Genomic DNA, 24,060 nt, shown 5'->3' on the forward strand with positions numbered 1-24,060 from the left:
GTGGGTTCCGTCGGCCGACGTCAGTTCCTCCCGAGGCGACCCACGCGCGGGCGCGCCGGTCGCCGGACCCGCCCGCTCAGCCGCGAGCGCATCCGTTCCCGGAGACGGCCCACCTTTGCCCTGCCGGTGGCATGCCTCTGCTCGATGTGCTCCGTCACGGTCGCACCGGGAGGGTCGAGGGCCTCGTCGATGCCGTCGAAGAAAAGAAAGCGCTCGGGGTCGATGCCGGTCGGCGCGGGGTCGAGCGGCTCGGCGAAGCGGGCCCATCGCGGCGGGGTGTGGCCCTCCATCGAGATCGGGCTGTAAAAATGCCGTACGGTGACGGGGAAGGGGCGGTCCTTCGGGGGAGCCTGAAAGACGTCGAGCGCGATGCCGAGGGCCTCACGCCAGCCGGGCGCATCGGCGTTCTGGTTGAGGCCGAGGATGTACGCGCGGCGGGCCGACGGCTCGTTGAAGGCGCTGAACTGCCGGGGTTCGAGCACCACCTCCCGGTACGTGTCGCCGCGATAGCCGGTCTCTTTTCGGTTGCGGACGACCCAGGCCACAAGCCGCTGTTCCTCGGGCCGGTCGCTCTCGGAATAGATGCACCGCGCCAGCCAGAGCACTTCATCCATCTCGATGGGCGTGAGCCGACGGAGGCGTTCGGGCACGTCGTCCGGAGGATGGGCGGCAGGAAGGAAGAGGATGAGCGCGAGAAGTCCGGCGACAGGGGTGCGCATGACAATCGAAGGGAAAAAGGTACGGCCGGGATGCGATGCGGACTCTCGGGCAAAGGGTGTGCCGTCGACGCCTTGCGCCAATACAAGCTCCCACACGCGTTCGGCCGGTAAACGAAGCAGGGCGGGCGGAAAAAAGCTCCCATCTTTCTGCGGTCGGGAAAAGCATGTGGAACCTCGGGGTTCTCGGGAGTGAAATAGAAAGTGCGAAAGGAGGCCCCGCCTCCGGACTACGATGATCGAAAAATGACTTCCCTGAATCCCTGAAAATTGCACGAAATGGAACCCTCAGATGAAAGCAGCCCGTCGTTCTCCCGCCATTCTTGTGATCGTTTTGCTCTTCCTCCCCGCACTCTCCGCGTGCGACAGCGGCGGCGATAAGGATGGAGAGATCAGCGATTCGGCCCTGAACACCTTCTCCACGATGCTGGGGGACGTTTTCGACGCGCTCACGCTGGCCGTCACCCGGGTCGGGAAGGCCGACGTCCCCGCCGCGCGTTCCGCCGCGACCCTCTCGCCCGAAGAGGTCGTGCCCTGCCCGCAGGGCGGGCAACTCGACGTCACCGGCGACTTCGGAAGCGGCCCCGAACTCACGTTCGATCTCGACGTGACCTTCGACGGGTGCAACGGCATCGATGGGATGCTCGCGGTCTCGGGCAACGGCTCGATTGCGCAAAATCAGAGCACCTTCGACTTTCTGCTCGACGGCTCGGTCTCCGACGGGTGCGTCCTCGAGTTCAGCGACTTCAGCGAACAGGTGACCACGAACACCCTCAGTCGCACGGCCACCGTCACGCTCGACGGCACGATCGGAGCCACGTGCGAGGGGCAGAGCTTCACCTGCACGATGAGCGGAATGACCCTCGACGGAGATACGACCGGGGACGCGTTCAAAGACGTGTGTTCGCCGGACCGGTCGTGAGGATTCACCGCGCGTATTTCGTAAGTTAGGGAGTCCCGCCGGTCCTCCCGGGATGCGCACGCCGCATGATTCCCCCCCATCCTTTTCATCCTCGAAACGGTGCTTTTCCATGCCTCACCTGACGTACATCGAGCGCCTCGTGGATCTGCTCGATCCGGAAGCGAACGTTTTTTTGAACGTCACGCCCGAAGAAGCCGCCGCCGCCGTGGCCTCGGGGGATCCGGATCGGGTGCGCGCCCTCGACGGGCAGTTCGCCCTCGTGCAAAAAGTAGGCAGGAAGGTGCGCATGGCGCGCTCTATCGGGCGGCCGATGCGCTATTTCCTGGCAAAGCGGAGCGAGGGGCCGTGCCTCGTCGTGGCCGAGCGCATCGATGAACTTCGGGCGTTCCTCGATGCCGAGGGGCTTGGCGACCAGTTCCATCCGTCGTACTCGCGCATGGTCCCCGCGCATCACCTCGTCGAGATCGAACTCGTCGGATGCCCCGATCCGAACCCGGCGTACACGCGCTTCTTCACGCCGGAGCGCAATCGCCTGCCCGCGGACCTCGACGAGATCGGTCGCGCATACGTCGGCGCGCTCGCGCATGAGTGCGACCGGTGGCTCGCCCGCATCGACGCGCGCGCGCCCATCGGCGTGCTCTTCTCGGGCGGCATCGACAGCGGGGCGGTGTTCCTCGTCCTCTATCACCTGCTCCTGACGCGCGGTGAGGCGCCGACGCGGCTCAAGGCGTTCACCCTCTCCGTACAGGGCGGACCGGACGCCGAACAGGCCCACCGCTTCCTCGACAGCCTCGGACTCACCATGTTTCTCGAAGTCGTGGAGGCGGCCATGGAGGATGTGGACTATCGGGCCGCTATCCAGGTGGTGGAGGACTATAAGCCCCTCGACGTGCAGGCCGCCGCGATGACGCTCGCGCTCTGCCGGGGCATCCGGGCGCGCTATCCCGACTGGACCTACCTCGTCGACGGAGACGGCGGCGACGAAAACCTCAAGGATTACCCCATCGAGGAGAACCCCGAACTGACGATCCGGAGCGTCCTCAACAACCTCATGCTTTATCAGGAAGGGTGGGGGGTCCATGCGATCAAGCATTCGCTCACGTATTCCGGCGGGCAGAGCCGGGGGCACGTCCGCTCGTACGCACCGGGCCGCGCGCTCGGCTTCCGGGGCTTCAGCCCGTACGCGCTCCCGAACGTCATCGCCGTGGCAGAGGGGATTCCGTTCGTCGAACTGACGCAGTGGGATCACGAACGGCTGTATGCGCTCAAAGGGGAGGTCGTGCGGCGCGGCGTCAAAGCCGTCACCGGCCTTGATATGCCGGTCTTCGAAAAACGGCGGTTTCAGCACGGCGCCCTCGAGCGAGATGCTTTCGAGGCGCTCTTCCCCGAGGGCGAAGCCGCGTACCGGGCCGCCTTCCGAGACCTCTTCGAATGAGATACGCCGTGGGCGCATGGCCGCGTTTCTCCGACGCCGACGTCACGGCGGCGCGCGGCCCGAAAGCCGCCGTCGATCCGAGCCGTCCGTATGCCTTCTTCGTCGAGCCCGAACGTACTGCCGCCGGACGCGTGGAGGACGTGGCGACGATCTTCCTCACGAATCGTGAGTGCCCGTTCCGGTGCCTGATGTGCGACCTCTGGCGGCACACCACCGATGCTCCGGTGGCGCCCGGCATGATCCCGGCGCAGATCGATCACGCGCTCGAACGGCTGCCCCGCACCCGACACGTGAAGCTGTACAACAACGGCAATTTTTTCGACCGGAAAGCCGTCCCGGCCGAGGACCATGCCGCCGTCGCCGCGCGCGTGCGCGGCTTCGAGACGGTGATCGTCGAGAACCATCCGAAGCTCACCGGTGACGCCTGCCTGCGTTTCCGCGATCGCCTCGACGGTCGCCTCGAAGTGGCGCTCGGCCTCGAAACGGTCCATCCGGAGGTGCTCGAGCGGCTGAACAAACGCATGACGCTTGCCGACTTCCGCCGGGCCGTGGCGTTCCTTCGCAAAAACGACGTCGACGTGCGCACCTTCATCCTTCTTCGCCCGCCGTTCTTGTCGGAAGCCGAGGGGGTGGCATGGGCCGTGCGGTCGATGGCCTTCGCGTTCGAAGCGGGCGTGCAGTGCTGTTCCGTGGTGCCGACGCGCGGGGGCAACGGGATCATGGAGCGGCTGCGTCGCGACGGATGGTTCCTGCCGCCGTCGCTCGCGTCGGTCGAAGCCACGATGGAGGCGGGGCTTCGGATGGGGCGCGGGCGCGTGTTCATGGATCTCTGGGGCATCGAGGCGTTCTTCGACTGCCCGCGATGCGGACCGGCGCGCCGGGCACGACTCGACCGGATGAACCGCACGCAGTCCCTCGCGCCGCCGGTGGTGTGCGCGTGCCGGGAGGAAGGCCATGCGTGAACACGACGCAGACGTGGCGGTGCTCGGCTCCGGCTTCGGCGGCAGCCTGTGCGCCCTTATCCTCGACCGTCTCGGCCTCCGGGTGGTCCTCCTCGACCGGGACGCCCATCCGCGTTTCGCCATCGGCGAGTCGTCGACGCCCGTGGCGGACATGATCCTTCGGGAGCTCGCGCTCCGGTACGAGCTGCCCCGCATCCTGCCGCTGTGGAAGTACGGCTCGTGGCGGGCCGCATACCCCGATCTCGTCAACGGACTCAAACGCGGCTTCAGCTATTTCCACCATCGCCCCGGCGAGGATTTCACGCCCCGTGCGGATCATGCGAACGAACTTCTCGTGGCGGCAAGCCGTGAGGATGCCCTGAGCGATACCCACTGGCTCCGCGCCGACGTGGACGCCTTTTTTGCGGACGAGGTGCGCCGGGCGGGCGTTCCCTTGCTCGACCGGACGGAGGTTGCGCTCCAGGGCGCGGGGCGCGGGTGGCGGCTCGAAGGAAGGCGCGCGGGCGAGCCGGTGCGGGTCCGCGCAGCGTTCGTCCTCGATGCGACGGGCGCGGCGGGCGCGGTGGCGGAGGCGCTCGGAGTCCCCGACGAGGGCGCGGGGCTGCACACGCATTCGCGCGCGCTCTACGCCCACTTCCGGGGTGTCCGGCGGTGGGACGCGATGATGACCGCGCGGGGCGGGCGCCTGACGGACCACCCGTATCCGTGCGACGCCGCCGCCCTTCACCACGTCCTCGACGGCGCGTGGATGTGGATGCTCCGTTTCGAAAACGACCTCGTGAGCGCCGGGCTCGTCTTCGATGCGCGCCGCCATCCGCTCGATCCGGGCCTCGCGCCGGGGGACGAGTGGGCGCGGTGGCTGGCCCGGTATCCGGCGCTCGCCGACCAGTTCGCCGAAGCCCGTCTCGCCGACCCCCCGGGGCGATGGATCCGGACGGGGCGGCTTCAGCGGCGGCGCGCCCGGGCCGTGGGGCCGCGATGGGCCGCCTTGCCGCACGCGGCGGGGTTCGTCGATCCGCTCCACAGCGCCGGCATCGCCCACACGCTCGCCGGCATCGAGCGGCTCATGCGTGCCTTCGAGCGAGACTGGGGGCGGCCCTCCTTCGGCCCGGCGCTCGAAGTCTATGAGCGCGCCGTCTTCGCCGAACTCGCCCTCATCGACCGGCTCGTCGCCGTGTGCTATGCCTCGATGCCGGATTTTCGGCTCTTCTCGGCCTCGACGATGCTCTATTTCGCCGCGACGATCGCCTATGAGCAGGCGCGAGCGAGCGGGCGGGCGAGCGAACGATACGTGTTGTGCGCGGATGACCGGCGGCTGCACGCCATCGTGGCCGAAGCGCAGGAGCGCCTGGCCGGGATCGATGCGGGAGACGAGGCGGGCGCGGCGGCGTACGAACGGTTCGTGGAAAACGCTATCGCGCCGTACAACACGGCGGGGCTCTTCCACCCTCCGGCGCCGAACATGTACCACCACACGGCGGCCCCCCTGCCGGGCGAGGTCAGAAGCTGAGGCGAAGGGAGAGCGCGAAGGCATCCGGCGTCATGACCGGCGTGATCGCGAGGTTGCTACCGGCTCCAAGATGGCGACGGCTGAGGTAATACGCCGTGGCGAAGCCGATGGCGCTTCCGGCAAGCACGTCGGTGGTCCAGTGCTTTTGAAGCGCGAGCCGGGCCATCGCCGTGCCCGTCGAGAGGGCGAAGAGGCCATACGTCAGCGGGTGCGGGTAATAGAGCACCCAGGGAGTCAGAGCGGCGAAGGCGGCCGTCGCGTGTCCGGATGGGAACGAGGAGTGTCCCGAGAACGGCTCGAATTCGTGGACCTGGTCCGACTCGAACGGACGCTCCCTCCCGAAAGCCGTCTTCAGCCCATAACTGATCGCTCCGGCATAGAGCAGCGACTGGAGCGACGTGAAGGCGGCATCCTGAAACCGGCTGTTTCGCGTGAGCAGGGAAGCGGCGAAGACGCCGGAGACGTAGAGGCTCATGCGCGGGCTCCCGAACTCGTTGGCGACGTCGAGGAAGTCACCGAAGGCGCCGTGATAGGCCTCCTGCATCTCTTCGCTGACGGATGCGTCGGTGAAAGAGATCGGGAAGAGCACGGCGGCTCCGGAAAGCAGCAGGATTGGCGCGCGCGGGGCGACGTCCTGCGCGAGCGCCGAGGCGTCGTCCATCATCCAGTGCAGGAAACGCGCCCGTCCCTCCGGCGATTGCGCCTGCGCGGGCATGCACCAGAGGGCGAGGCAGATCATACTCAGACGCATCGAGAACCGGGCAAACATGGCGGAAGAAAGAAGGATCGGAGGACGGTCGCGGCAGGGATCACACGCCCATGGTACTTAAAATACCTCGCAGAAGAAAGGCCCTCCCGACGACTCGAACACGCCCCCTTCTCCGGGGAGGGGACGCGCGCTCGAAGAAAATATCGGGGGCATCGGGTTAATCTCTCCCATGAGCGGGGCGATTCTTTGACGGAGCCGTCACCCGCAAGCAAGCAGTCTGTCGGGAGGATAGAAGCCCGTGAGGAAGTTTGGTTTCTTTGTCGTTTTCGCCCTTTTTCTGAGCGCCTCCAGTCCGGCCCAGCCTGCCGGTCACGCGCCGGGTTCGCTTTCGGTGCGGCTCGACTCCGTGTCCGCCCGTGCGGTTGATCCGGGAAGAGACGCGGCGACCGGGACGCGGGTTCACCTCGGGCGGGGGCGCTTCGCCCGGTGGATGTACGAGGATGTGTGGGAGATGCTCCGGGTCGTGCCCTCGCGGACGACGCTGTATGCGCTCGGGGCAGGCGGCGGGCTGGTCGCCCTGAGCGTCTTCGACGAGCAGGTGGAGGACCGCGCTTCCCGGTGGGGCGATCGCTCCGCGATGCGCCTCGCCGAACGCTTCGGCAACCGCACGGTTGCGCCGGCGGCGGCTTTCGCGCTGTTTGCCGGTTCGCTCCTGACCCGGAACGAGCGCTTCCAGGACGCGGCCTTCACCTCTTTCGAGGCCATCCTCTTCGCCGGCGCGCTCGCCAACGCCCTCAAATTCGCCGTCGGTCGGGCGCGTCCTCCCCAGGGCGACGCCTCCGATTTCCGCCCCTTCACCCCCGGCTTCACCTCCTTCCCCTCCGGTCACTCTGCCACGGCTTTCGCCTTTCTGACGCCGTGGCTGTTGTACTATCCGGGTTTGCAAACCTCCGCGCTCGTTGTGCTCGCCGGCGGGACGGCCTTCTCGCGTCTGGCGTACAACGTCCACTGGATGACGGACGTGCTGGCCGGGAGCGCCATCGGCTTCGCGACAGCCTACTTTCTCACGCGGCGTCACCAGCGTTCGACCGGGCCGGTGCGCATCGAACTCGGGGCCAACGCTGCCGCGCTGGTCTTCCGCTTTTGAAGCTCGTTCAGGCTTCCTCGGGTGCGGGGTGCAGCGCTTCTGTGATGGACGGTTCGGTCGTGTGCTCCTCGATGACGCGCATCATCGGGCGCGGGGTGCGGTTGAGGGTCAAATCAAAGAGGTCCGGTCGGGCATAATGGCCGGCTGCGTCGAGCTGAAAGCGCGGGCCGATGAAATGATCCGGCTCGATGTCCGCATATAAAATCTCCTCCCGGTGACGCACCGGCTCGACGATGAACTTTCCGTCGGGATCGATGATCGTGCTGTCGCCGGGATTGAGCCATTCCACGTCCGGGAGAAAGTCCGATTTGAAGGAGAAGTGATCCGGGATGTCGTCCCGGTGCAGGGTGGAACAGCACCCCACCACGTAGGTGCGGCCTTCTTTGGCGGTATGACGAAGCGTCGAGATCCACGGCTCGCCCCGGTCCCAGGTGGGGACGACGAGGATTTCTACGCCCCACGTGTACATCGCATACTTCGCGAGCGGCATGTACATCTCCCAACAGGTGAGGCCGCCCAGTCGCCCGATCGGCGTATCGTAGACGGCCAGTGTGCTGCCGTCGCCCATGCCGTGCACGAGACGCTCCCCCGTGGTGGGAACCAGCTTCCGGTGCTTGCCCAGGATGCGCCCTTCGTCGTCGATGAAGAGGATGGAGTTATAGAGCGTGGTTCCGCTGGCTTCGGCGTTGACCTCATTGACGCCGATGGCAACGTGCACACCGGCTTCCCGGGCCGCCGTACACAGGCGGTCGGTGGTCCCATCGGGAATCGTGACGGCATTGCGGACGAGTTCGGTATAGAGGGTTCTCAGATCCTTCGTGCGATAGGGGGGAATAAACCAGACCCAGACCGGATACGTCGGCAGGTAACATTCGGGGAAAACCACGAGTCGGGCGCCTGCCGCCCCCGCTTCCTCGATGAGGCGGCAAGCTTTGTCCAGGGTGGCCTCCAGATTCAGAAATACCGGGCTGGCCTGAACGCAGGCGATCCGAAAAGCAGTGCGAAGGGGCGCAGGCATGAGCGTTCTCGAGAGGATGGGAGAGACACGGTGATGAAGAACGATAGGCATTTTGACGGCCTACCGCAAGAGCAGCGGGGCCTTACGACGATCACGCCGGTCATCGAGGTATGCGAAGCGTGCGGGGGGAGAGCACTGGGGCCGAACTGTGCTCGGTCGCCTGCGGCCCGCGATATTTTTTCTCAACGGTGCGCAACACTGCTAAAAAATTAGCGTAGCCTCGAATCGGCGCAAAAGGAGGGCATGAGCCGCGGGAGACCAGGGCAACGACGTGCCTGTGCGCCGGTGTTTTCTCAGAAATCCCATCACAATAATCCCGGAGGTAGAGCGCGCCATGAGGAGGGTCATGCTGCTGCTTTTCTGTGGTCTGATAGGGGCGGGCGGGGTATCCGGTCATCCCGTTCGATCCAACCTGTCATTGCACCATTTCATCGTCACGACGGCGCGGCCACACGTGCAGGAGCAGACGATCGCTTCGGCGGACCGTCCGCCGCGCGCCGCGCCGTCTCGGGAACGACCCCGGCGCGTGACGACCATACGCCGCCTTCAGGACCTGGCCATCGACGGGCATCTCACCGATGCCGACTGGCGCAATGCGCCCGTCATCGACGACTTCGTGCAACGGGACCCGCACGAGGGCGCCGCGCCTTCGGAGCGAACGGAGGTGCGGGTGGTGTATGACAACGAGGCGCTCTACGTCTCCGCCCGGATGTACGACAGCGCCCCGGATTCCATCGTCGCCCGCCTGGGACGTCGCGACGCCGAGCTCGAGTCCGACGCCTTTGTCTTCTTCGTCGATCCGTTCCACGACAAACGCACCGGTTATTATTTCGGCGTCAACGCCGCCGGAACGCTGTATGACGGCGTGCTCATGAACGACGACTGGGACGACGACTCGTGGGACGGCGTGTGGGTGGGGAAGGCTCGGATCGACGACGAGGGGTGGACGGTCGAGATGCGCATCCCGTATTCGCAGCTTCGTTTCCAGAAGAGCGACGAGTACGTCTGGGGGATCAACTTCCGGAGAGACATTTCGCGGAAGAACGAGCGGGACTATCTCGTGTATACCCCGCGAAAGGAGAGCGGCTTCGTCTCTCGGTTCGTGGATCTCGTAGGGATGGAGCAGATCAGCCCGCACCGGCAGGTGGAACTGATGCCGTATGTGACGACGCGCGCCGAGTTTACCGATCAGCCGCCGGGCAACCCGTTCAACGACGGCTCCCGATACACGCCGGGCTTCGGCGCGGACCTGAAGGTGGGGCTGACGAGCAACCTGACCCTGAACGCCACCGTCAACCCCGACTTCGGGCAGGTGGAGGTCGACCCCGCCGTGGTCAACCTGAGCGACGTCGAGACGTTCTTTCCCGAGAAACGACCGTTCTTCATCGAGGGCGCTTCGGTCTTCAGTTTCGGGCGTGGAGGCTCGAACAATAACTGGGGCTTCAACTGGGGGAACCCGAACTTTTTCTACAGCCGTCGCATCGGGCGCGCGCCTCAGGGACGGCTCCCGAACAGCGATTATGCGGACGTCAGCGAAGGCGTGCGCATCCTCGGCGCGACGAAGCTCACCGGGCGCATCGGCTCGATCAACGTGGGCGCCATTCAGGCGCTGACCGAACGCGGCATGGCCGATCTCGCATACAACGGCAAACGTTTTCGCGCGGAAGCGGAGCCGCTGGCTTATTACGGCATCTTCCGGGGGCAGAAAGAATTCAACGAGGGACGGCAGGCGGTCGGCTTCATGTCCACCATTACCCGACGGGACTTCCGGGAGGACAGGCTCAGAGATCAGATCAACGGTGAGGCGTATACCTTTGGCGTGGATGGATGGACGTTCCTCGACGGGGAGAAAACGTGGGTGGTTACCGGATGGCTCGGAGGGACGCACGTGCGAGGTACCGAGCAGCGCATGATCGACCTTCAGCGCAGCTCGCTCCACTATTTCCAGCGCCCCGACTTCGACGCCGCCGACGTGGACAGCAGCGCCTCCTCGCTCTCGGGTCTCTCCGGGCGCGTGATGCTCAACAAACAGCGCGGCAAGCTCACCATCAACACGGCGCTCGGCTTCATCAGCCCCGGCTTCGATGTGAACGACCTCGGCTTCATGTGGCAGACGAACGTCATCAACTGGCACTTCGCCGCCTCCTATCGATGGACCGATCCGACCTCGTGGTATCGCAGCATTTTCTGGAATGCCGCGGCCTTCCGGAGCCTGGACTTCGACGGCAACACCACGTGGACGGGGCTGTGGACGGGCGCGTTCTTCCAGTTCCTCAACTATTACGGCATATGGATGAACGTGGCCGTCAACCCGGAAACGGTGAACAACCGCCGGACGCGCGGCGGGCCGCTGACGCTCAACCCGCCCGGCGTTCAGTTCGGTCTCGAGTTCAATACGGACAGCCGGAAAGCGTTCGTGTTCTCGCTCGGGGGGAACGTGTACCGGCAGCGGGACGAGGGCAGCTTCAACATCGGGCCGAGCGTGCAGTGGAACCCCGCGCCGAACGTCTCGCTTCGGGTCAGCCCGCAGCTCCGCCTGAACCGCACGTTCGCGCAATACGTCGGGCAGTACGATGATCCGTTCGCCACGCGCACCTTCGGGCGGCGATACGTCTTCGCCGAACTCGATCAGGTGACGGTCTCCACCAGCATCCGCTTGAACTGGACCTTCACCCCGACGCTCAGCTTCCAGCTCTTCGCACAACCGTTCGTCTCCTCGGGGGACTACGACACGTATAAAGAGCTCGCGCGAGCCAGGAGCTATGACTTTATCAACTATGGCGAGCAGGGAACGACCTTCGATGCCGAGACGCTCACCGCCGATCCCGACGGCGACGGTCCGGCGGCGGCGATCCGGCTTCCGGATCAGGATTTCAGCTTCAGTTCGCTGCGCGGCACGGCGGTGCTTCGGTGGGAATACAAACCCGGCTCGACGCTCTTCCTCGTGTGGACCCAGAACCGGGCGGACTTCGAGAACACGGGCGCGTTCGATTTCAACCGCTCCGTGAGCCGGATCTTCAACGCAAAGGCCGACAACATCTTCATGGTCAAGCTCACGTACTGGCTGAGTCGATGAACCTGTGCGAAACGGATCGGGTCATTCGATAAAAAATCATCCTTCCCGTCACAAACGGCCTCGTTTTGCGTAAGGAGTTCAAACATCGGGGTGTAGGTGCGGCCGGAGTCTTTTGACTACCTCCGGACTTCGAACGCACGGTTCGCTATGGATGTGTGGCCGTCTTTGGAGAACCAGCCTTGAGGGAGGGCGCCCCGAATGCCGCCGAGGTTCCAAATGAGCCTCGGCGGTTTTTTTGTTTGCTTCAGCCGGGTGCGCGGCGCGTTTGGTCGGGCGAGGCTCCGTACACGCGCTTGCAGGCTCGCATGAAGGCAGCTTTGGAGCGAAGCCCCCTTTCTCGGCGATGCGGGGGGCTCCGGACGGGGCTCCCCGCATTTTTATGAGCGCGCGTCGGAAGGAGCCGGAATCTCGCAGACGGCCGGAGCTTCCCCGGCATCGGGGGGGGCGTAATAGTCGACGCGGCAGCCGCAGCCGTCCCACATGCGGTCATAGGTCGCCATGCGTTCTTCGACGAAGGCGTGCGCGGCGTCGGTGTCGGGGAGGCGACGAATGACGCGCTCGCCCGGTTTCGGCTCCTCGACCGCGGCGAGCGTCTCGCCGAGGCGCACGAGGACGAGGTCCCCCGCGATGAACGTAGGGTGACGCTCGACCTCCTCGAAGGCGGGAGCGAGGGCGTTCCACGTCGCTTCGGGCAAGACCACAAGCCCTTCTTTTTCCACCTGTGTCGCGAGTTCTTCTGCCGTCATGGGATTGCTCGTATGGATGTGTGGATCACGCGTCTGGCAGGCGATGGGACGCCCGGAAGGGTATGGAGGATCCGTGCGGCGGGCGGCGATGGTGAACATCGTCGCCGCTTCGGAATTAGCAGGAGAGGAGCGGGAAGCCCCACGCCCGTCGTATCTTTTCGTTCATCCTCTCCAGCATCGAAACCGCCATGCAACGACTCTTTCTTCTGTCGATCCTCCTGGCCGGGGGGTGGTTCGCGGCCGGGTGCGCGGCTTCGTCCGAACCGCCCGCCGCCGCCGAGCCGATCACCGACGCCGCCTACCTGACCGCCGACCTGTGGAACGACGGGCAGGCGGAGGTGGCGTTTTACGAGGTCGAACGCACCCGGAACCAGTATGGCGAAGACGTGCCGCAGCGCTTTCTCGCCGGCTCGTACCTCGTCAAGCACGACTTCGACCCGGAAGCGATGGCCAAGGCGGGGCGCGAAGCACAAGTTCGGGTCCCGGCCTTCAAATACGCGCTGTTTTATGAGTTCGAAAGTCGCTCGTATCAGTTCAAACGGAGCTACGTGACCAATGCCGCACAGGCCGACCTGATGCCGCTCAAGGCTTCGTTCACGAGCTTCGACTGGTGCTCGAACCAGTACCGTGAACTGGCTTTCCATCCCGACGGCGAGGTGACCATGCTCCGGCGGAGCGACGACTACGGCAACGGCGAGGGACGCTTTCGCTATCGTCCGAACGCCTATCCGGTGGCGCTCGTGCCCATGCTCGTGCGCGCGCTCGACTTTACGGCGCAGCCGCAGCGAGCCTTCACCGTGGCGCTCGAAGACGGACGGTTCGTCGGCGTCGTGGCCCGATTCGGGGGGAGAGAGACGCTCGAACTGCCCGGCGGCGCGCTCGAAGCGGAACGGGTCACGCTCGTCTATGACGAACGCGTGCCCTCACCGGTCGGGGAGGAGACGGATCGCGAGGAGACGTACTGGCGCGGCGTCGGGCCCGGCCGGCTCCTCCTCCGCCTCGAAGGGGCGAGCGGGCGCTACCGCATGACGCTCGTCGAACACGTGCGCTCCCCGTACTGGCGCGAGAACCTGTACGAGCGTCTCACCCGTGTGAAGACCCGCCCCTGACCTTTTGCCCGTGTGAAGACCCGCCCCTGACCTTTTGCCCGTGGGAATTAACCCATCGCCCGATTCGCCGAAATATCACGTATCGATGCCGCGTGCCTGAAGTAAACACCCCCGTCGGAGCCGTCCTCTCGGGGGAGAAAACCTGACCTCACGAAGCCGCGCGCGAAAGGGTGTACATGGAGCAAACAGAGACACAGACGATCGCGGTGGCGGCGACGTTCACGGCGGAGCCGCTTGGCGCGACGCTCGGGCACTGGCTCGACGTCTTCGGAGTGTCGCACGCGATCACTTTCGCGCCGTATCATCAGGTTTTTCAGCAGCTCCTCGATCCCGAAAGCCTCCTCGGGCGGAACGAGGCAGGCTTTAACCTCGTGTTCGTCCGCCTCGACGACTGGCGGCGGGACTCCTCGGAAGAGCCGGACGGCGCGGAAGGTCCGGACGCCGCGCTCCGGGCCAACGTGGACGCTTTCCTCGACGCCCTTCGCGCCGCCGCCGGGCGCGCGGTGGTCCCGCACCTTGTCTTCCTCTGTCCCTCCGCCGCCGCCGCCGATGAGGTCGCTTCGATGGAGGCGCGCATCCGAACGGCGGCGGCGGCGATGCCGGCCGTGCACGTCGCCGACGCCGCCGAAGTGCTGGCGGCCTATCCCGTCGAGGCGATCTTCGACGACTATGCCGACGCGCTCGGCCACGTCCCGTTCACCCCCGATTTCTTCACGGCCCTCGGCACCTTTGCGGCGCGGCGGATGCTCGCCCTCCGGCGGAAGCCGTACAAGGTGATCGTCCTCGACGCCGATCAGACGCTCTGGCGGGGCGTGTGCGGCGAAGACGGGCCGGAGAACGTCGTGCTCGACGAACCGCACCGGGCGCTTCAGGCGTTCATGAAGGAGCGACGCGAGGCGGGCATGCTCCTGGCCCTCTGCACGAAGAACGATCCGGCGGACGTGGCGGCGGTCTTCGACGCGCATCCCGAGATGCCGCTCCGGATGGAGCACTTCCACGCTCGACGCATCAACTGGCGGCCGAAGTCGGAGAACCTCCGCGCGATGGCCCGCGAACTCAACCTCGGCCTCGACAGCTTCATCTTTATCGACGACAACCCCATCGAATGTGCCGAGGTGGCCGCCCGGTGCCCGGAGACGCTCGTGCTCCCGCTCCCCTCGGATCCCCGCCACCTTCCCGCCTTTCTCGAACATGTGTGGGCGTTCGATGCGCCGGAAAGAACGGCCGAGGATGCCCTCCGCGCCGGACATTATCGCCGGGAAGCGCGGCGGGCGGAGGCGATGAGCGCAGCCCCGAGCCTCCGCGACTTCATCGAGGGGCTCGCGCTCGAAGTGGAGATCGCCGTGCCGGAGGAGGGGGCCTGGGCCCGCGCGGCGCAGTTGACCCGGAGGACGAACCAGTTCAATGCGTGGCCGAAGCCCCGCTCGGAGGGCGAACTTCGGGCGCGGGGCGAGGCGTGCCGCATCGTCTCCGTCCGCGACCGCTTCGGCGCGTACGGGCGCACCGGCTTGCTCACGTGGCGCCTCGACCACGACACGCTCGACGTGGACACGTTTCTCGTGAGTTGCCGGGTGCTCGGACGCGGCGTCGAGCATCGGATGATGGCGTGGCTGGGCGCATACGCCCGGTCGAACGGCCTCCGTTTCGTGCGTGTCCGCTTCCGAGGCTCGGGGCGCAACCGGCCCGTGGAGGATTTTCTCCGGAGCATCCCGAGCGACCTCGAACCGGAGCCCGACGGCTTCTGCTTCCGGGCGGAGCCCATGACGAAGCTGGTCTATGCGCCCGAAGTGGAGCGTCCGGCGGAGCGCCCCGCGGAGACGAAGCGCAGCGGGGGGCGGACCACCGGGGCGGCGCCCTCCATGCGCATGCTGCACGTGGCCGCCACGGGAGGGCGCGTGGCGGACATCCGCGCGGAGGTGGAGGCGGCCGCCGCCCGGCGACGGCCTGCGCAACCGGCGGCGTACGAGCCCCCCCGCGACGCCCTCGAACGCGACGTCGCGGCGATGTGGGCCGCGGTGCTCGGACTCGACCGCGTGGGCGTGCACGACAACTTTTTCGCCCTCGGCGGCCATTCGCTCGCCGCCACACAGATCATGGCGCGCATCCGGGAGCGCTTTGGCGCAGACCTCTCTTTCCAGACCTTTTTCCGTCACCCGACCGTGGCGGAGGTGGCCGGGGCGATCCGGAATGCCCCGCTTCGAAGCTCCGATGCGACCCTCCTCTCCGAACTCCTCGACGAGATCGAAACCCTCTCGGAAGAAGAGGTGCAGGCTCAGCTCGACGGGCTAGCGGGTGCGCCGCCGGCTCGGGTCCTTGCGCCCGTGCCCGCCGCCTCGTCGCCGTCTTCCGCCGCCTCCTCGCCGTCTTCCGCCGCCGTCCTCACGACGCTCGGCCTCGTCACGCGCAACCGGGTGGCGGCCGCCCGCCGCGCCCTGACCTCGTACGTGGAAAACGCCCGCCGCTTCGGACGCACGCCCGACGTGGTCGTGATCGACGACTCCATCCGGCCTGCCGTGCGTGAGCGGTATCGGGCCATGCTCAGGGAGTTCCGCAAAACCCACGGCGTGCCGGTGCACTATGCGGGCTTCGAGGAGAAACGGAGGTATGCAAAGACGCTCATCGCCGAGGGGCTGCCGGAGGAGGCGGTGCGGTTTGCGCTCTTCGATGAGGAGGGCGTCGGCCATACGCCGGGCGCCAACCGGAACGCGATGCTCCTCCACGCCGCCGGGACGGGACTCCTCTGCGTAGACGACGACACCCTCGGGCGTCCCGCGCGCCCCCCGGAGTGGGACGAGGGCCTCGCCGTGAGCGCCGGGCGCGATCCGAGCGCGTACTGGTTTTTTCCCGACGCCGACGCGGCGATGGAGGCCGTCACGTTCGTCGAGAAGGACCTCCTGGCGCTGCATGAAGCCTATCTCGGTGCGGACGTTTCCCGTCTGATCGACGACCACGCGCCCGTGCGCTCGGGGATGCCCGGAGCGCGTCTTCGCCGGATGCGGGCCGCGCGGGTGGGCGTGACCCTCAACGGTCTCGCGGGCGACTGTGGGTGGGGCGCGCCGTTCGGTTGCTGGGGGGCGCCGATGGGGTATCTCCTCCTCGAAGGCGAATCGCACCGGCGGCTCGTGCGCTCCGAAGCGGCGTATCGCACCGCCGTCACGAGCCGGAACCTCATCCGCGCCGTGCGGCGGCCGACGGTGAGCGACGGCACGCTCGCGATGACCACCTTTGCCGGGTATGATCTCCGCGCCGACCTGCCGCCGTTTTTGCCCGTGGCGCGCGGGCAGGACCTCGTCTTCGGACGCATGGTGGATGCGGGCGCGCCCGGCGTCTCGTTCCTGCATCTGCCCTGGGTGTTGCCCCATCGTCCGGTGGAAGAGCGGCGGTTCTGGCCCGGCGAGATCTTTCGCACGGCCGCGGGCGTTGACGTAGCGAAAGTGATGATGGCGTGTCTCGACGGCTTCGCAGGCGAGGCGGCGGACCCGACCGCGGCGATGCGGGCGCTCGGCGCGCACCTCGTCGAGATCGGCCAACGACCGCTTCCGGAGTTCGACGCTTTCGTGCGCGAGCGCCTCCGGGCCATGAACATCCGCTTCCTCGGGCGTCTCGACGAACGGCTCCGCGAAGACGGTCCCGAAGCGCCGTTCTGGGCCGAAAACCTCCGGCGATACCGGAGCATGCTTGCGCGCGCGATGGACGCACCCGAGTACGACGTCCCCCTCGATCTGAGGCGGGGGCGCGACGCTCCGGCGGCCCGCGCGACGCTCCGGCGGCTCGTCCGGCGCTTCGGGGAACTGACGGCCGTATGGCCCGAGGTGCTTGCCGTCGCCCGGCGGCTCCGCCTCGAAGGACGCGGACTCGCCCTTCCGCTCGATTGAATGAACCACCCGAACGACGGCACGGATCCGCCCGCTCCGGACGAGGCGTTGCCGCCCGAACTCCGGGCGCGGCTCGCCACGCTCTCGCCCGAACGACGAGCGCTCCTCGAAGAACGGCTCCGCCGGCATCGGGGGGAGGCTGAAGCGTCGGAAAGCGCGCTCCCCGGACCGGCTCCGCTCTCGCTCGCACAGGAGCGGCTGTGGCTCCTCGATCAGTTGCGTCCCGGTGATCCCGCCTACCACGTGACGGCGGCGTGGCGGCTGCTCGGCCCGCTCGACGCGGCCGCCCTTGCGGAAAGCTTCGCCGATGTGGTCCGGCGGCACGAGACGCTCCGCACGACCGTCGCCGTGCGCGGGGGGAAGCCCGTCCCGGAGACGGCGAAGGAGCCTGCTTCGGGGCTCGAAGCCGTCGATCTCGGGAGCATGGACACCGGGCGGCTGCGCGCGGCGCTCCAGGAGGCTTCCCGGAGGCCGTTCGACCTCGAAAAGGGGCCGGTCATCCGCGCAAGGCTCTTTCGAAGTGGAGACGAGGACCATACGCTACACGTGAGCATCCACCTCTTCGCTGCCGACGGGGGGTCGCTCGGCGTCTTTGCGGAGGATCTCGGGAAGGCCTACGCGGCGCGGACGGAGGGGCGGGCGCCCGAACTGCCCGCGCTCTCGGCGTCGTATGGAGACTATGCGCGGGCGCAGCGCGCGTGGATGCGAGGCGCCGCGTTCGAGGACATGCGCGCGTGGTGGCGGCGGGCGCTCGCCGGATACACGCCGCCCACGGTCCCGGCGCGGCGGATGCGGGCGGACGCCGGGGCGGTCGAGGCGTTCACCTTGCCGCCCGATCTGTCCGAAGCCCTCACGGTCTTCTGTGCCCGGCACGGCGTCACGCCCTTCATGACGCTTCTCGCTGCCTTCGAGTTCGTGCTCTTCGGCCTGACGGGGCGTCCGGACGCGCTCGTGTGGACGCCCGTGGCGGCTCGGAAAGAGCGCCGGTATGAGCGGTTGATCGGCCCCTTCGTCAACCCCGTCGCCCTCCGCGTCGATTGCTCCGGCGACCCGTCCTTTCTCGAACTGCTCGACCGGGTGCGGACAAGCGCCGTCGAGGCTTTCTCTCGCCGGGAAATGCCTTTCGAGGTGCTCATGGAACTCATCCCGCCCGTACGCGCGCCGGGCCGGGCGGCTATGGAAACGATGTTCGCCTGGCAGAACACGCCGTCACGGCCGCTCCGCCTGCCCGGCGTCCGCGTCGAGCGTGTGGAGGCTGATGCGGGCGGGACACAGTTCGACCTCGGGCTCACGATGAAAGAGACGTCCGGGGGGCTTGTCGGAAAGTTTCGGTATCGTACGGATCTCTGGGACGGCTCGGAGGTGCGGGCGATGATCGATAGGTATCGCGCCGTCCTCGCGGGGGTGCTTGAGGCGCCGGACCGGAAGCGCTCCGCCTTCGTCGAGGCGCCGGTGTGTGGGGGGGACGAGGAAGCGCCGGTGCGCGTGCGCCGCGACCCGAGCACGCCTCCCCGTGACCGGGCCGAACGACGTCTCGTCGAGATCTGGGAACGGGTGCTCGGGGTGGAGGGCATCGGTGTGGAGGACGACTTCTTCGATCTCGGGGGGCGTTCGCTCCGCGCCATCGAGCTTTTCGCCGGGATCGAGGCTGCTTTCGGTGTGCGGATGCCGCTCGCCTCGCTCTTCGGAGCGCCGACGGTGGCGGCGCAGGCGCGGCTGCTTCAACGGGGAGGGCCCGTGCCCGCGACGCATCGCCACCTCGTCCCGATGCAGCCGGAAGGGACGCGCCCACCGCTCTTCTGCGTGCACAACCTCGGGAGCACCGTGCTGCTCTATGCCGGCCTTGCCCGTCACCTCGGCCCGGATCAGCCGGTGTACGGCGTGCGCGGGCAGGGGCTCGAAGGAGACCGCATCACGTTCCGGAGCGTGGCGGAGATGGCCGAGGTCTACGTCGAAGAGATCCGGAGCGTGCAGCCCGGGGGGCCGTATCATCTGCTCAGTTTCTGTCTCGGCAGCCGTCTGGCCCTCGCGATGGCGCAGCGCCTGACGGAAGCGGGCGAGCGCGTGGGACTGCTTGCCTTCATCGACGGCGTCAGCCCGACCCTTGCGCCGGGGGGAGGCTCGGCGGAGCGGGCGGCGGTGTACGGGGGGCACCTGAGCGCGCAGGCGTCGCGGGGAGCAGAGCTCGCGGGTGCGCGCGCGCGTCTCGGCGGGCTGTGGGAACGCCGCCGGTGGCTCGAAGCGCGGGCGTGGCTGGCGCTCGGACGGCCCGTCCCCGAACGGCTCAAATTCGCCTATATCATGGAGACCAACCGGCGGCTGCTGAGGGCCTGGGAGGGCGGGCCATATCCGGGCCGGATCGTCGTCTTCCGGAGCGAGCGCCTCCGCCACCTGTCGCCCGACCTCGGCTGGAGCGCTCTCGCACAGGGCGGCGTCGAAACGCACGACGTCGCCGGTCCACACCGGCTCCTCGACGAGCCGTACGTCCGCGAACTCGCCGAACTCCTCCGGCGTCGCCTGGAAACTCCGGAGGAGCGCGACGGCTCGGACCGTCGGACGTGATCACCTCGCGCCGAACTGCGCTTCGAGTGTTCTCGAATCGTAGACGGTGGAAAAAACCGCGAAGATCGTGGGGCGTTGCGCTCCCGCCTCACCTTCGCCGGTTCCGCTTTTCCCGAAAGAAGGCGCGGAGCAGTTCGGCGGAGCGCTCGGCTTCGATGCCCGAGACGACCTCGACGCGGTGGTTCAGGCGCGCATCCTGCGGGATGTTGTAGAGGGTGGAAGCGCTGCCCGCCTTCTCGTCGAAAGCCCCGAAGACGAGGCGTTCGAGGCGGGCCCAGACGATGGCTCCGGCGCACATCGGGCACGGCTCCAGCGTGACGTAGAGCGTGCAGCCTTCGAGAAACTTCGAGCCGAGCGTCTCGCACGCGGCCGTGATGGCGATCATCTCGGCGTGGGCCGTCGGATCCTTGAGCCTTTCCACGAGGTTGTGCCCGCGCCCGATGATTTGCTCCTCGCGCACGATCACCGCGCCTACGGGCGTCTCGCCGAGCTCGAAGGCGCGTTCGGCTTCCTTGAGGGCGCGCTTCATCCAGCGTCGGTCCGGAGAGAGGAGGGCGGAGAGGCTCATCGTCGAAAAGGGAGCGGAACGTTTGCCGCGAGAGCGTCCGCCGCCGAGACGTCTGTGCGGAGCCGGGGCAAAGGGGGGAACGGGCGGGAAGTTACGAAACGAAGAGATGCGGGGCGATCAACGCCGTCGTTGCTGAAGGAGGCCGATGAAGCGAAGGACGACGGCGACGAGGAAGAGCACGAGCAGGACCTTGATCGCGTAGCCAAGCAGGAACCCCGCCACCTTGAGAATGAGGCTGAGCACGACGACCGCCACCATCAATACGATGGCGATCACGATCCAGCGGAGGATTTGCTGAAGATCCATGGTTGTAAACTACGGTCAGGGTCAAAAATCGAGGTCAAAGAACTCCGACTCGATGAGGATGCCGTCGGAGGAGAAACCACCCGTGAGAAGTATTCGGCGCGAGGGTAAAATTGTTGCGGTGAAGGCAAATCGCTTGCTCGGCAGAACTTCGGTGGCGGGAAAACGGAAGGAACGCCCGGCAGGTTCCACGTACACTTCCGGGACGTCGAGCGCCGAGGCGGGTGTGCCCTGGTGTCCGCCAAGGAGCAGGACCATGCCGGGCGCAACGTGGACGGCGGCATGGAGCGTGCGCGGGATCGCGGCGGGCGCGGCCCGGTCGATGAGAATGCCGACGCCGGGGCGGTAGTCGAAGACGAAGTGGGTCTGTTCGACGAAACCGTCGTCGAAGAAGCTGCCGAGGACGAGGAAGCGCCGCGCGGCGATGGGGTCGGCGGCGTCGAGCGGGGTGACGGTGTGGCCGGTCACGGGCTCGATGAGCGGGCCGGGGGCGGGGCTCAGGGCGAAGAGCGTGTCGCGGGCGAAGAGGAAGCCCCGGAGGTCGTCGCGGATGCCCAGGCGGGGCTCCGGTCGATACCGGACGTCGCCGCGCCCGCCGTAGAGGTCGATGAGGACGCCGTCGGCGGCGGGGCGGGGGACGGCGGTGTGATGCGTCCGGCGGATCGGCTCGCCGAGGACCGGGACCGGAGCGAAGACGCGCGCGTCGGGATCGAACACCTCGGCGGCTTCGACGAGCGATGCCGTCGAGGAAAGGCTGTCGGCGCGGCTTCCGCCGAGCAGGAGCACGCGCCCGTCGGGGAGGAGCGTGGCCGTGTGACCCGTGCGCGGCTCCACCATCCGGGCGTCGAGCCGCTCGAAACGCGCCGCGCCGGGCGGGAGCAGATACGCGTCCCGGCGCGCCTCGCCGTCGGCGCGGCTGACCCCTCCGGTGAGCAGGAGGCTGCCGTCGGAGAGGAGCACGGCGGCATGCCCGGCAAGCGGCGCCTCGAGCGCGGGCGCTTCGGAACTGACGCGGAAGGGGAGATAGACCGCGAAGACCGTGTCCCGCCGCTCGACGTCCCCGGCGTCCACGGCGGAGAGGACGAGCGCGTTCAGCCCCCGTTCGAAGCGGACCGAGGCTTCCCACGTCCCACGCTCCGGCGCGAAGTGCATCGGAGTGTCGTTGACCGTCACCCGCTCCACCGAACGGAACGAGACGGCCCGCACGCGGAGCGTCGCCTCCGGCTTCACGAAAACCGTCGAGAGGTCCGGCGAGACGACCTCGATCGTGGGCGCGCGCTCCTCGATGAACGGACGCTCGCACGCGGTCGCGGCGAGGAGGATCGCGCCGAGCAGCGCAGAGAGGAACGGCAGGCGTCGGGGCCTCATGGGCGGGCGGGTCGTGTCACTCATAGCCGACGTGTTCGAGGACGAGGCCGTGCGCCGGGGCGGCAGGTCCGGCTTCCCGGCGGTCGCCCGAGGCGAGCACGCGTGAGAGATCGTCCACGGGACGGCGGCCCTGCCCGACCTCGATGAGGGTGCCGACGATGGCCCGCACCATGCCGTGCAAAAACCGGTCGGCGACGATCCGGAAATGCCGGTCGCCCTCCCGCTCCTCCGCCACCCATCGCGCTTCCGCCACCGTGCACACGCGGTTTTTCGTTTCCGACTTCGTGCGGCAAAAAGCGCTGAAATCCCGCGTGCCGAGCAGCGCATGCGCGGCCTCGTTCATGCGATCGAAGTCGGGCGCGGAATGCATGAGGCGCCGCCAGCGGCGTTCGAGGGGACGCGGCCCGAGAGACACGTAATAGTGGTACCGCCGCCGCCGCGCGTCGTACCGGGCGTGGAAGCCGTCGGGCGCCCGGGCGACGTCGAGGACGCCGATGCTCTTCGGGAGGATGCCGTTGAGCGCGTTCCGGAGGCGGCTCGGGTTCACCTCGGCGAGGGTCGTGAAGTGGGCCACCTGTCCGCGCGCATGCACGCCGGCATCGGTCCGCCCCGAACCGACGATGGTCACGGGGGTGCGGAGCGCCGTCGTCGCGGCCGCTTCGAGCGCAGCCTGAACGGTCGGACGGTCCGGCTGAGCCTGCCATCCGTGGAAGTCCGTGCCGTCGTAGGCGATCAAAAGACGAAAGGTGGGCAAGGCGTCGGGCTTTTTCGGGAAACGGGCGTCCCCTGAAACCCGGACGCGACCCTCAGGTTCACCACAGGCGTCTTTCGTTTTCCTCACCCTTTTCGCGATGATCGAAGCCTCCCGCATCTATCTGACCGGCTTCATGGGAAGCGGCAAAAGCACCGTCGGGCCGGAGGTGGCGGCGGCGCTCGGCTATGCCTTCGTGGATCTCGACGAAGCCATTGCGGCCGACGCCGGGAAGCCGGTGGCGGCGATCTTCGGTGGAGAAGGAGAGGCGGCTTTTCGTGCCCGCGAGGCCCGGATGCTCCGGCAGACGGGGACGCGCGAGGGGGTCGTCGTCGCGCTCGGCGGCGGGGCGCTCGCGGAGGAAGCGAACCTCGTGTGGGCGCTTCGAAACGGGACCGTCGTGTACCTGCGCGTCCCGCCGGAAACGCTCGCGGCGCGGCTTCTCGGCGCGGGTCAGCACGGACGCCCGCTCCTCTGTGACGGCCGGGGGAAGCCGCTCCCGCCGGCCGCGCTTCGGGAAAAGATCGAGACGATGCTCGCGCGGCGGGAGCCGTTCTATCGCCGCGCGCACGTCGTCGTCGAGGCGGGCGAGCGCGACGCGCGAGCGGTGGTCCGGGAGGTGCTTCGCGCCCTCGGCGTCATGCCGGGCGGGGACTTCAGCTAAGGCGGAAAGAGCGGCGATGATACGGCGTCGGGCCGTGTGCGGCGAGCGCGGCATAGTGCTCGCGCGTGGGATAGCCGACGTTGCGATCCCATCCGTATTCCGGATGCGCTTCGTGGAGGTCGCGCATGAAATGATCCCGTGTGGTCTTGGCGACGATGGACGCGGCCGCGATGCTGTGGCTCCGCCCGTCGCCCCGGACGAGGGTGCGAAAAGGGAACGGCGGATCGGGGAAGCACCGGTCGCCGTCGATGAGGAGAAAGTCGGGCGCGGGGGCGAGGGCTTCGACGGCCCGGCGCATCGCCTCCATCGCGGCCCACAGGATGTTCAGCCGGTCGATCTCCTCCGGCGAGCACAGTCCCACCCCGATGGCCTCGGCCTTCGCGCGGATCTCCGCGAGCACGGCCTCGCGCCGCGCCGCGCTCATCTTCTTGCTGTCGCGCACGCCGCCGACGGTGACGCCGGGCGGGAAGATGACGGCGGCGGCCACCACCGGACCGGCAAGGCATCCGCGTCCGGCTTCATCCACACCGGCGAGGCGGCGATAGCCCTCGGCCCACAGCAGTTCTTCGGTCTCAAGCGTCGGCGGCATCAGGGGCGTGCGGACTCCGTATCTCGTGGC

Annotated in this window: 19 protein-coding genes; 10 read left to right on the forward strand and 9 right to left on the reverse strand. The window is 67.6% G+C overall.

Features of this window, described 5'->3' with window-relative positions; genetic code table 11:
- Positions 1-20: 20 nt before the first annotated feature.
- On the reverse strand, positions 21-719 hold the full coding sequence (locus AC1HIY_RS06225; protein WP_479575853.1) for a cell wall hydrolase: 699 nt from the start codon (positions 717-719) through the stop codon (positions 21-23).
- A 289-nt stretch (positions 720-1,008) separates the two neighbouring features.
- On the opposite strand from AC1HIY_RS06225, the gene AC1HIY_RS06230 reads away from it, so the two are divergent.
- From AC1HIY_RS06230 to AC1HIY_RS06245, 4 genes are all read left to right on the forward strand, one after another.
- On the forward strand, positions 1,009-1,638 hold the full coding sequence (locus AC1HIY_RS06230; RefSeq protein WP_479575854.1) for a hypothetical protein: 630 nt from the start codon (positions 1,009-1,011) through the stop codon (positions 1,636-1,638).
- Positions 1,639-1,747: 109 nt separating this feature from the next.
- The gene (locus tag AC1HIY_RS06235) at positions 1,748-3,073 is read left to right on the forward strand and encodes an asparagine synthase-related protein (RefSeq protein ID WP_479575855.1); all 1,326 of its coding nucleotides are present in this window, start codon (positions 1,748-1,750) and stop codon (positions 3,071-3,073) included.
- Entirely contained in the window at positions 3,070-4,035 is a 966-nt protein-coding gene (locus AC1HIY_RS06240) for an archaeosine biosynthesis radical SAM protein RaSEA (protein ID WP_479575856.1), read from the forward strand. The genes AC1HIY_RS06235 and AC1HIY_RS06240 overlap by 4 nt, the downstream gene beginning before the upstream one ends.
- The gene (locus tag AC1HIY_RS06245) at positions 4,028-5,545 is read left to right on the forward strand and encodes an NAD(P)/FAD-dependent oxidoreductase (protein WP_479575857.1); all 1,518 of its coding nucleotides are present in this window, start codon (positions 4,028-4,030) and stop codon (positions 5,543-5,545) included. The genes AC1HIY_RS06240 and AC1HIY_RS06245 overlap by 8 nt, the downstream gene beginning before the upstream one ends.
- On the opposite strand, the gene AC1HIY_RS06250 is transcribed toward AC1HIY_RS06245, so the two are convergent.
- Positions 5,535-6,314, reverse strand: a complete 780-nt coding sequence (locus tag AC1HIY_RS06250) for a phosphatase PAP2 family protein (RefSeq protein ID WP_479575858.1) — start codon at positions 6,312-6,314, stop codon at positions 5,535-5,537. The genes AC1HIY_RS06245 and AC1HIY_RS06250 overlap by 11 nt on opposite strands.
- Positions 6,315-6,552: 238 nt before the next feature.
- Between AC1HIY_RS06250 and AC1HIY_RS06255 the strand changes: the two genes are divergently transcribed.
- On the forward strand, positions 6,553-7,401 hold the full coding sequence (locus tag AC1HIY_RS06255; RefSeq protein WP_479575859.1) for a phosphatase PAP2 family protein: 849 nt from the start codon (positions 6,553-6,555) through the stop codon (positions 7,399-7,401).
- Positions 7,402-7,408: 7 nt separating this feature from the next.
- Here AC1HIY_RS06255 and AC1HIY_RS06260 read toward each other — a convergent pair whose 3' ends face one another.
- On the reverse strand, positions 7,409-8,419 hold the full coding sequence (locus tag AC1HIY_RS06260; protein ID WP_479575860.1) for a carbon-nitrogen hydrolase family protein: 1,011 nt from the start codon (positions 8,417-8,419) through the stop codon (positions 7,409-7,411).
- 418 nt (positions 8,420-8,837) lie between these two features.
- Between AC1HIY_RS06260 and AC1HIY_RS06265 the strand changes: the two genes are divergently transcribed.
- On the forward strand, positions 8,838-11,495 hold the full coding sequence (locus AC1HIY_RS06265) for a DUF5916 domain-containing protein (protein WP_479575861.1): 2,658 nt from the start codon (positions 8,838-8,840) through the stop codon (positions 11,493-11,495).
- A 377-nt stretch (positions 11,496-11,872) separates the two neighbouring features.
- On the opposite strand, the gene AC1HIY_RS06270 is transcribed toward AC1HIY_RS06265, so the two are convergent.
- A complete protein-coding gene (locus AC1HIY_RS06270) occupies positions 11,873-12,241 on the reverse strand; it encodes a hypothetical protein (protein WP_479575862.1) in 369 nt (122 codons plus the stop codon).
- 188 nt (positions 12,242-12,429) lie between these two features.
- Between AC1HIY_RS06270 and AC1HIY_RS06275 the strand changes: the two genes are divergently transcribed.
- The 3 genes from AC1HIY_RS06275 (at position 12,430) to AC1HIY_RS06285 (ending at position 19,787) form a co-directional block, all read left to right on the forward strand.
- Positions 12,430-13,350, forward strand: coding sequence for a DUF3108 domain-containing protein (locus AC1HIY_RS06275; RefSeq protein ID WP_479575863.1), 921 nt, complete (start codon positions 12,430-12,432; stop codon positions 13,348-13,350).
- A 176-nt stretch (positions 13,351-13,526) separates the two neighbouring features.
- The gene (locus AC1HIY_RS06280; protein ID WP_479575864.1) at positions 13,527-17,225 is read left to right on the forward strand and encodes an HAD-IIIC family phosphatase; all 3,699 of its coding nucleotides are present in this window, start codon (positions 13,527-13,529) and stop codon (positions 17,223-17,225) included.
- Entirely contained in the window at positions 17,226-19,787 is a 2,562-nt protein-coding gene (locus AC1HIY_RS06285) for a condensation domain-containing protein (protein ID WP_479575865.1), read from the forward strand. It begins immediately after the preceding gene.
- 88 nt (positions 19,788-19,875) lie between these two features.
- On the opposite strand, the gene tadA is transcribed toward AC1HIY_RS06285, so the two are convergent.
- The 4 genes from tadA to truA all read right to left on the reverse strand — a co-directional run bounded on the left by tadA (position 19,876) and on the right by truA (position 22,780).
- Positions 19,876-20,355 carry a tRNA adenosine(34) deaminase TadA gene (gene tadA / locus AC1HIY_RS06290; protein WP_479575866.1) on the reverse strand — a complete coding sequence of 160 codons (480 nt, stop codon included), beginning with the start codon at positions 20,353-20,355 and terminating at the stop codon, positions 19,876-19,878.
- Between the two features lie 117 nt (positions 20,356-20,472).
- Entirely contained in the window at positions 20,473-20,661 is a 189-nt protein-coding gene (locus tag AC1HIY_RS06295) for a hypothetical protein (protein ID WP_479575867.1), read from the reverse strand.
- A gap of 21 nt (positions 20,662-20,682) precedes the next feature.
- Positions 20,683-22,050: a Kelch repeat-containing protein gene (locus AC1HIY_RS06300; RefSeq protein WP_479575868.1), complete on the reverse strand. Its 1,368-nt coding sequence runs from the start codon at positions 22,048-22,050 to the stop codon at positions 20,683-20,685.
- Positions 22,043-22,780, reverse strand: coding sequence for a tRNA pseudouridine(38-40) synthase TruA (truA, locus tag AC1HIY_RS06305; protein ID WP_479575869.1), 738 nt, complete (start codon positions 22,778-22,780; stop codon positions 22,043-22,045). Before truA ends, AC1HIY_RS06300 begins: the two co-directional genes overlap by 8 nt.
- Positions 22,781-22,877: 97 nt before the next feature.
- Between truA and AC1HIY_RS06310 the strand changes: the two genes are divergently transcribed.
- Complete coding sequence (locus AC1HIY_RS06310) at positions 22,878-23,441, forward strand: shikimate kinase (protein ID WP_479575870.1); 564 nt, start codon at positions 22,878-22,880, stop codon at positions 23,439-23,441.
- Here AC1HIY_RS06310 and AC1HIY_RS06315 read toward each other — a convergent pair.
- Positions 23,434-24,030, reverse strand: coding sequence for a ribonuclease HII (locus AC1HIY_RS06315; RefSeq protein WP_479575871.1), 597 nt, complete (start codon positions 24,028-24,030; stop codon positions 23,434-23,436). The genes AC1HIY_RS06310 and AC1HIY_RS06315 overlap by 8 nt on opposite strands.
- Positions 24,031-24,060: the final 30 nt, after the last annotated feature.

The sequence above is a fragment of the Rhodocaloribacter sp. genome (assembly GCF_056451265.1).

What these genes read in the sequence shown, in the direction of transcription:
- AC1HIY_RS06225 (WP_479575853.1), bottom strand. Translation starts at nt 719, where the DNA reads ATGCGCACCCCTGTCGCCGGACTTCTCGCGCTCATCCTCTTCCTTCCT.
- AC1HIY_RS06230 (WP_479575854.1), top strand. Translation starts at nt 1,009, where the DNA reads ATGAAAGCAGCCCGTCGTTCTCCCGCCATTCTTGTGATCGTTTTGCTC.
- AC1HIY_RS06235 (WP_479575855.1), top strand. Translation starts at nt 1,748, where the DNA reads ATGCCTCACCTGACGTACATCGAGCGCCTCGTGGATCTGCTCGATCCG.
- AC1HIY_RS06240 (WP_479575856.1), top strand. Translation starts at nt 3,070, where the DNA reads ATGAGATACGCCGTGGGCGCATGGCCGCGTTTCTCCGACGCCGACGTC.
- AC1HIY_RS06245 (WP_479575857.1), top strand. Translation starts at nt 4,028, where the DNA reads ATGCGTGAACACGACGCAGACGTGGCGGTGCTCGGCTCCGGCTTCGGC.
- AC1HIY_RS06250 (WP_479575858.1), bottom strand. Translation starts at nt 6,314, where the DNA reads ATGTTTGCCCGGTTCTCGATGCGTCTGAGTATGATCTGCCTCGCCCTC.
- AC1HIY_RS06260 (WP_479575860.1), bottom strand. Translation starts at nt 8,419, where the DNA reads ATGCCTGCGCCCCTTCGCACTGCTTTTCGGATCGCCTGCGTTCAGGCC.
- AC1HIY_RS06270 (WP_479575862.1), bottom strand. Translation starts at nt 12,241, where the DNA reads ATGACGGCAGAAGAACTCGCGACACAGGTGGAAAAAGAAGGGCTTGTG.
- AC1HIY_RS06275 (WP_479575863.1), top strand. Translation starts at nt 12,430, where the DNA reads ATGCAACGACTCTTTCTTCTGTCGATCCTCCTGGCCGGGGGGTGGTTC.
- AC1HIY_RS06280 (WP_479575864.1), top strand. Translation starts at nt 13,527, where the DNA reads ATGGAGCAAACAGAGACACAGACGATCGCGGTGGCGGCGACGTTCACG.
- AC1HIY_RS06285 (WP_479575865.1), top strand. Translation starts at nt 17,226, where the DNA reads ATGAACCACCCGAACGACGGCACGGATCCGCCCGCTCCGGACGAGGCG.
- tadA (WP_479575866.1), bottom strand. Translation starts at nt 20,355, where the DNA reads ATGAGCCTCTCCGCCCTCCTCTCTCCGGACCGACGCTGGATGAAGCGC.
- AC1HIY_RS06295 (WP_479575867.1), bottom strand. Translation starts at nt 20,661, where the DNA reads ATGGATCTTCAGCAAATCCTCCGCTGGATCGTGATCGCCATCGTATTG.
- AC1HIY_RS06300 (WP_479575868.1), bottom strand. Translation starts at nt 22,050, where the DNA reads ATGAGTGACACGACCCGCCCGCCCATGAGGCCCCGACGCCTGCCGTTC.
- AC1HIY_RS06310 (WP_479575870.1), top strand. Translation starts at nt 22,878, where the DNA reads ATGATCGAAGCCTCCCGCATCTATCTGACCGGCTTCATGGGAAGCGGC.
- AC1HIY_RS06315 (WP_479575871.1), bottom strand. Translation starts at nt 24,030, where the DNA reads ATGCCGCCGACGCTTGAGACCGAAGAACTGCTGTGGGCCGAGGGCTAT.